Origin of the sequence: Anabaenopsis sp. FSS-46 (genome assembly GCF_029891665.1) — a bacterium.
GTDB classification, from domain to species: Bacteria; Cyanobacteriota; Cyanobacteriia; order Cyanobacteriales; family Nostocaceae; genus Anabaenopsis; species Anabaenopsis arnoldii.
The window spans coordinates 1-6,935 of the sequence record NZ_JANQDG010000116.1 but is presented as its reverse complement, the minus strand read 5'-3'; the positions used below and the strand labels follow the sequence as shown (position 1 = coordinate 6,935).

The 6,935-nt window shown below is 39.9% G+C and carries 7 protein-coding genes and 1 pseudogene; 3 read left to right on the top strand and 5 right to left on the bottom strand.

The features are described 5' to 3' along the window. Positions 1 to 294 precede the first annotated feature (294 nt). The 3 genes from lptC to metG all read right to left on the bottom strand — a co-directional run bounded on the left by lptC (position 295) and on the right by metG (position 3,941). Entirely contained in the window at positions 295 to 1,551 is a 1,257-nt protein-coding gene (gene lptC / locus NWP21_RS14405; protein ID WP_280793205.1) for an LPS export ABC transporter periplasmic protein LptC, read from the bottom strand. Next, positions 1,551 to 2,180, bottom strand: a complete 630-nt coding sequence (locus tag NWP21_RS14400; RefSeq protein ID WP_271731361.1) for an NYN domain-containing protein — start codon at positions 2,178 to 2,180, stop codon at positions 1,551 to 1,553. The genes lptC and NWP21_RS14400 overlap by 1 nt, the downstream gene beginning before the upstream one ends. A 159-nt stretch (positions 2,181 to 2,339) precedes the next feature. After that, positions 2,340 to 3,941, bottom strand: a complete 1,602-nt coding sequence (gene metG, locus NWP21_RS14395) for a methionine--tRNA ligase (RefSeq protein WP_280793204.1) — start codon at positions 3,939 to 3,941, stop codon at positions 2,340 to 2,342. Between the two features lie 376 nt (positions 3,942 to 4,317). Here metG and NWP21_RS14390 point away from each other — a divergent pair, with 376 nt between their 5' ends. From NWP21_RS14390 to NWP21_RS14380, 3 genes and pseudogenes are all read left to right on the top strand, one after another. Further along, on the top strand, positions 4,318 to 4,452 hold the full coding sequence (locus tag NWP21_RS14390; RefSeq protein WP_271731363.1) for a hypothetical protein: 135 nt from the start codon (positions 4,318 to 4,320) through the stop codon (positions 4,450 to 4,452). Continuing rightward, positions 4,401 to 4,805 (top strand): annotated as a pseudogene (locus tag NWP21_RS14385) (1-acyl-sn-glycerol-3-phosphate acyltransferase); the annotation flags it as partial. The gene NWP21_RS14390 and the pseudogene NWP21_RS14385, both read left to right, overlap by 52 nt. A 430-nt stretch (positions 4,806 to 5,235) precedes the next feature. Beyond that, positions 5,236 to 6,069, top strand: a complete 834-nt coding sequence (locus tag NWP21_RS14380) for an alpha/beta fold hydrolase (protein WP_280793203.1) — start codon at positions 5,236 to 5,238, stop codon at positions 6,067 to 6,069. Here the strand turns inward: NWP21_RS14380 and NWP21_RS14375 are convergent. After that, positions 6,066 to 6,605: a hypothetical protein gene (locus tag NWP21_RS14375; RefSeq protein ID WP_280793202.1), complete on the bottom strand. Its 540-nt coding sequence runs from the start codon at positions 6,603 to 6,605 to the stop codon at positions 6,066 to 6,068. The two genes, NWP21_RS14380 and NWP21_RS14375, sit on opposite strands and share 4 nt — an antisense overlap. Beyond that, positions 6,595 to 6,935 (bottom strand): hypothetical protein (locus NWP21_RS14370; RefSeq protein ID WP_280793201.1); only part of this gene is annotated, 341 nt, incomplete at its 5' end. The genes NWP21_RS14375 and NWP21_RS14370, both read right to left, overlap by 11 nt.

Here is a 6,935-nt window from a genome sequence, read left to right as displayed (position 1 = left end):
CTACTCTTGACAAAATGTACCTTATTCTTATTGATAAAAACCTTATTTTATTGATAATCATCAACGGAGGATTAAGGTTTGGGGGTTGGCGAGCGATCGCTCTCACGAATGTTAAGAAAGATCCGGGTAATGGATAGCCTTGTAAGGGGAGGGGACTGGATTTTATTGTTTTTTGTGTGGTCGGTGAGCGAAGTCGATAGCGATAGCGTGGCGTTAGCCATACCGTGTTCTGTGTGTTCCCCATTCCTTCCCATTCCCCATTCCCTGTTCCCTGTTCGGTGTGTTCCCTGTTCCCTAATTACTAGTACCAACATCTTGAGGAATAATTTCTGTTACTACCCTGTCACCCGACTCCCCACTTTTAACTACAATGTCCTCTGTTTGTAGGTTACCAATGGCTGTTCCACCTGTAAAATTTATTGGTGGGTCAATCTGAGTATAAAAAACATTTCCCTGAGCTTCTAATAATTTCTTGTCGAGATACCAACTTAATTGATTAGATTTGAGAGTCTGACCACGTTGCCCTATAGCGTTGACATTTCCTGTTAAATTCACAATTTTATTCGCTATTTTCATTTCGCCTCTATTGGCTGTTACAGTCACATTCTCAGCAGTCTGGACAACACTCAGAGTCGAATTAGTCTTCACTGTTTCTGCTTTCATATCCCAGGTCATAGACTTACTAGCTATTTGCGTCGGTGGGTCTAATAAATTTAACTGGGCGTTTTTTTTGATCGTGGCAATTTGGCTTTTTAAGTTTATTTCCGCAGCATCTCCCTTTCCACGGTCAGTAATTTGATTGTTGTTATAACGGTCAATTTCTATGGTGCTTTCACTAATTAATATTTCTTCTGGAATCTGCCAAATTAAATTTTCCGTTCGCATTTGCATTTGGGGATCAACGGAGCTAGCTACTACGCTACCAGAAAATTCTATACGTTGTTCGCGAGTTTTAACTCGTGCTTCTTGCGCAGATGCTTTTAGTCGTTTATGAGTTCCATTGATTTGCTTACGGACAATTAATAAATCTTCTTGAGGTAACCATTCTAATTCATTACCTTTCAATACAATACCGTTCTTAGGATCTGTAGCCACTATCTTTCCCTTGAGAAATAGCCGCTGACCATCCTGTTCAATATCTGCTCTTTCTGCTTGTATTTCGTAAACCGGTTTGCCATCTTGGTATAGTTCACCAATGGGATTTTCTGCCTCACCAAGTTTGTCTTGAGTGTATCTCGCTTTTTTAGCTCGCACTTTCCATAGCGGTTTTCCGACCTCGTCCGCTTGCTCTAAGGTGACATCGAAAAATGTCAAATTACTTTCTTGGGGAGATGAATCAGAATCTTTAGCTTGTTCAGCTATTGGGTATCTAGCACCACAAGCAACTAAACCAAGTAACAATAAAAAAGTTAAAGGCAGGTAAAAAAGGTCAGCTTTTATTTCGACCCCCTTCAGATTTTGTAATAAAATCAATATAGGTAAATTTTGATTTTTTTCCCTTGTTTTAGGACAATTTACCCTCTTTTTTGGCCTGCCTTTTCGATAATTCATTAATCTTGGATTTCTAAGTGTTGATCACTTTCCCTGATATCTTCCAGAAACCCCATGCTGGATAGAGGTCGATATGGATAGCTTTGTCGCGGGTTTTTTTGAATATCCTCTTTGATGGCTTCTAAATCAATATAGCGATCGCTGACGTTGATTAAGCTATCACTGGTCATTGAGCGCAAGCTGACGACCTCTACACGCACACCACGATAGCTAACTGAGTTCACTGCGTATGCCAAGTCCCCATCGCCGCTGACTAATACCGCGGTATCATAAGAATCTACTAAAGCCATCATATCTACGGCAATTTCTACATCCAGGTTAGCTTTTTTTGAGCCGTCCGGCAACTGCACTAAATCTTTGGCAATCACTCGATAGCCATTCCGACGCATCCACAACAAGAACCCTTGTTGCTTTTCGTTGGTTCTGTCTACACCTGTATAAAAGAAAGCACGCAATAGTCTAGATCCCCCAGTTAATCTGCATAGTAGCTTCGTGTAGTCAATTTCAATTCCCAGTTGTAAAGCAGCATAAAATAGATTGGAACCATCAATAAAGATAGCGACACGACCTCGATTTTCTAAGACTTGTTCCGGCGTAAATATTGAGTCACTTTCTAGATTATTCAACATTGTTCTCATACCTCATTATTATTCTTGTTATATTTGATACGCTTTAGCAACGTGATATGCTAGAACAGCTTATGATAAGGTTTCGGAGCTAATAAATTAAGCCCCGATAAGTTTTTTGACAAAATTAAGAACTTGAACAAAACCGAAAAATGAACAGGACTAATGGTTTTTTGAAGTTTCTATGCGCTTGAACACGGGATGGGGTTTACCCAAGGATTGTGTACTGGTTAGTACACCCCATTTTGCATGGGTGGCAAAACCGGCAAGCATGGAAGTTTTTATTTGATCATTAAAGTCAATTCCAAAGCCCAGCTGCTGATAAATGGCGCTACTGATATTCGGAATAATTGGGGACAGGAGATAAGCTGCTAGTCTAACAGATTCTAGAACTGCGTACAGTACTGTTTCCACTTCCTGCTGCTTTCCTAGTTTATATAGTGACCAAGGGGCTTGTTCATCAATAAACTTGTTACTGGTACGAACCAGCATCAGGATAGCTTCACAGGCTTGGTTGAAAGCTAGCGCCTCATAGGCTTGTTTTACCTGTTCTCCTAGACTTAAACCAATCGCTTTCAAAGGATTTTCGTCATTAATGGCTTCATTTGCAATTGGCACTCCATCGCCAGTACAGTATTTCTTCACCATGTTTAACGTCCGATTCAGCAAATTACCTAAGTCATTAGCCAAATCTGCATTCAAAACATTAATGAATCTAACTTCATTAAAATCGCCATCTTTGCCAAATTCGATTTCCTTAAGGAAGTAATAACGAACCGCATCACTACCATAGCTTTCCACTAGCCTTACAGGATCAAGTGTATTACCCTGAGACTTACCCATTTTTTGGCCATCTTTAGTTAAAAAACCATGCCCAAACACCTTATCTGGCAAGGGTAAACCGGCTGACATCAGCATAGCTGGCCAATACACTGCATGAAATCGGAGGATATCTTTACCAATTAAGTGCAAATTGATTGGCCACCAAGTTTCTAAGGCATTAGCTAAAGTTGGTTCTGAATTTGCTTCTAGTAGTGCGGTGACATAAGCTAGCAACGCGTCAAACCAAACATAAAGGGTATGCTTGGGATCAACTGGTACAGGAATACCCCATTCCAGATTGACCCGTGAAATAGAAAAGTCTTGTAAACCCTGGCTAACAAAGCTCAAGACTTCATTACGACGACTCCCTGGTTGAATAAAATCTGGTCGAGACTGGTAAAATTCCTCTAGCTGCGTTTGATACTTAGATAGGCGGAAAAAGTAATTTTGCTCGTCCCGCCACTCCACTTCCTTGTTAGTATGAATAGGGCAGCGGTGTCCTTCTAATAGTTCCCGTTCTTCCTTAAATTCTTCACAAGATACACAGTACCAACCTTTCTGTTGTCCTTGGTAGATATCACCTTTTTCCCAGACTCGGTGGAAAAACTCTTTAACTATGGCTTCATGGCGAGAATCTGTAGTCCGACTAAAGCGATCATATTGAATATCTAATAACTGCCATAAGCTGATAAAGCTAGGCACAATTTGATCGCAAAATTCTTGTGGGGCTTTTCCTAAACTTTCTGCTGAACGCTCAATTTTCTGTCCGTGTTCATCTGTACCTGTAATTAGCAGCACCCTATCCCCCAGGAGCCTGTGAAATCGGGCTACTGCGTCCGCTGCTATTGTTGTATAGGCACTTCCCACGTGAGGAACATCATTCACATAATATAGGGGCGTAGTCAATGCAAATGTTTTTTCTGTTTTATCCACTAAATTCATACAGAATAAAAAAAAAGAAATTATTAACCTTTTCTATCTTACTTTTACTGGCCAATATCCGCAATCATATAATATTACTACTTGTTTGACAAATGGTAAATTACTATTAGCGAATTCAGAATTGTAACAATTATTTATTAATGTGTATAAATCCATTACCTTGAGTCCTAAAAGATTATTTAGCTAGTAGTAATATTTTCTATCTTTTACTATCAGATTGATTGTCACCGTCACTACATAAATCTAAACTCCAAAAACCTAACTACCTTGATGCATAAAATTTATCTACCTAAAGACTGCCTTCATATCAAGAATGAAATGTAAAGATTAAGTCAAGCTCATATGCCATATTTTGTAAAAATCATATTAATTATTGATGATTCCCAGCAATCGCCTGGATGTTTCTGGCTATTACCTAGCGGTATCGACGCTATCCAGAGCTAGCATAGCTTTTTTGAGCAGTCAAAGCAGATGGCGGGTGTTTTTCCTCAAGGAACTCAGCCAATGGTGACATTCTCCGCCTCAAGGAGGTAGGTGAATTTCACAGAGGATTTGCTCATTTAGGACTGTGGTCTACTTTATTTGGGAATTTTACCAATTGCGATCGCCCAAGCGCTGACCTGTCAGTCCGCTTCCCTAACAGAAGTAAATACTCATGGTTTACCTCTGGGACTGCAAAGTTTTTTGAGCCGTCAGGACTTTTATTTAATTAATCAACCCGGTTTACATCCCTTGGTTATCTATCATAGGGTGGCTGTGTTGATTGGCCGCCCTTATTCGGTGACACCACAACATTAACGAAAATATCATGGCAAACAAGCCAAAAATGTTGTGAATGAACTAACTAAGCATTGCCACAATTAAATTACTATTTTACTAGTTTAAGGTTTTCATTAAAGATTAGATAGGGGGTATTTTTGACAAACCCAGGAAACTAGGCTTAAGCAATTGACGCTGCACAATTAACAAGTTAAAACTTAACACTGTTTACAATGGTCATTTCAACTCTCAAACACAATATATGCTGATATACACAGGAGTGAAACTCTTTCTTTCCTGTTAATTTCACTTGTCTATCTGTAAATAAACCACCAATTCAATAGTTTTTGATAAATTGATTTTATCTTAACTGTGTCATTTATATTCAATGTGGTCTTACTATCCACGCTATCATTTTATCATAATTTCAAGTGCATGATTGTGCTTCACACTCTTAGTGTGATCACATCTGGAACAAATCGGATATTTACCCGGGTAATTCCATAACAACAAAAAGTTGAATTTAAATTTTACAATGCCAAAAGTTGAGCTAAAGCCGTGTTTTCTCACTCCTAACCGAGTCCAACTAGAGTATCCGTTATTTGTGTATTTACCAGGACTGGATGGAACTGGTGAACTATTGCGATCGCAAACGGCTGGCTTAGAAGTTGGCTTTGATGTGCGGTGTTTAGCGATCCCCAGACAAGACCTCACCACCTGGGATGAGTTAAGCAACAACGTCTTGGACTTAATTAATACCGAATTACAAAAAAACTCACAAAGACCAGTTTACCTGTGTGGCGAGTCCTTTGGGGGTTGTTTGGCCATGAAAGTAGCAACCCAAGCACCACAATTATTTAAGCGGATTATCTTGATTAACCCAGCATCAGCCTTTCATCTGCGCCCTTGGTTAACTTGGACATCCCAACTAACTTACTTAGTTCCAGAATCCTTTTATGATCTTGGCACACTAGGGTTATTGCCATTTTTAGCATCCTTACCACGCATTCCCCGCCATTTGCGCCACGAACTACTCAAAACCATGCGGTCTGTACCCCCAGCCACAGTTACTTGGCGATTGTCTTTACTCAAGGAATTTAACGTCACTCAAGCCCAGTTACGCCAACTAACTCAAGCAGTTTTGCTGATTGCTGGTGCTGGCGATCGCCTTTTGCCATCCTTAGAGGAAGCCGAACGCTTAGTAAATATTTTACCTAACACCAAGTTAGCTGTGTTACCTGACAGTGGACACGCCTGTTTACTAGAACACAATATTAATCTCTATAAAATTTTGCGGGATCAGAATTTTGTAGAACACCACATTCAAGCCTCTCAGGAAATACAAAATCAATTACCCACACCACATTAACTGCTGCGACGCAGTCTATCAATTCTATTCAACTGCGGGTGAACCATAAAATGAGGGACGCTAAATAATTGGAAAAGTCTATTACTTGCACCATCACACCCTTCTGGTTCTACTGGAAGTTTGTTGCAGGCCTTATCTCCCAATCCAAATAATATCCAATCGACCAAATAACGAAAATGTGTAATATCTTTTTTGCTGTCGCGTATCCTGGGATGAGGAATATTAACTAAGCAATATTTCAGCATCTGTGTCCCAGGAAGATTGTAATTCGGCTCCAAAAAATCAATCTCAGGGATTCGGTTAAATTTATGGCAGTATTCTGGCGACTGTCTTTTTTTGATATTGTCATAAGCACAATCTATCCAATAATCCCACCTGCCATAAATAACTCTGTCCCACTTAACTACTTGTTTAAACATCCACCCATGAAGTAGATCCGCTTCTAGGAAGGGATCTATTCCTGGGTATGGGTAATTATAAAAACATTCTTCGGAGAGATTAATTGCGATCGCGCGATCGTGCGGATTAAATCTCATCTCTCCCACCTAGTAGTTTTCGATTTGGTAGGTTGGCTCTATCTTCAACACCTATCATTTCAGCAATCTCTGCTTCTATCTCAGCATCACTAAGAGGTAATGCGTTGAAGTTCCCACTAGTACCTATCATTTCAGCAATCTCTGCTTCTATCTCAGCATCACTAAGAGGTAATGCGTTGAAGTTCCCACTAGTACCTGTCATTTCAGCAATCTGTGCTTCTATCTCAGCATCACTAAGAGGTAATGCGTTGAAGTTCCCACTAGTACCTGTCATTTCAGCAATCTGTGCTTCTATCTCAGCATCACTAAGAGGTAATGCGTTGAAGTTCC

Excerpts from the sequence above, each read along its gene's own strand:
- NWP21_RS14390 (WP_271731363.1), top strand. The coding sequence starts at position 4,318 with ATGATTCCCAGCAATCGCCTGGATGTTTCTGGCTATTACCTAGCGGTA.
- NWP21_RS14375 (WP_280793202.1), bottom strand. The coding sequence starts at position 6,605 with ATGAGATTTAATCCGCACGATCGCGCGATCGCAATTAATCTCTCCGAA.
- NWP21_RS14380 (WP_280793203.1), top strand. The coding sequence starts at position 5,236 with ATGCCAAAAGTTGAGCTAAAGCCGTGTTTTCTCACTCCTAACCGAGTC.
- NWP21_RS14400 (WP_271731361.1), bottom strand. The coding sequence starts at position 2,180 with ATGTTGAATAATCTAGAAAGTGACTCAATATTTACGCCGGAACAAGTC.
- lptC (WP_280793205.1), bottom strand. The coding sequence starts at position 1,551 with ATGAATTATCGAAAAGGCAGGCCAAAAAAGAGGGTAAATTGTCCTAAA.
- metG (WP_280793204.1), bottom strand. The coding sequence starts at position 3,941 with ATGAATTTAGTGGATAAAACAGAAAAAACATTTGCATTGACTACGCCC.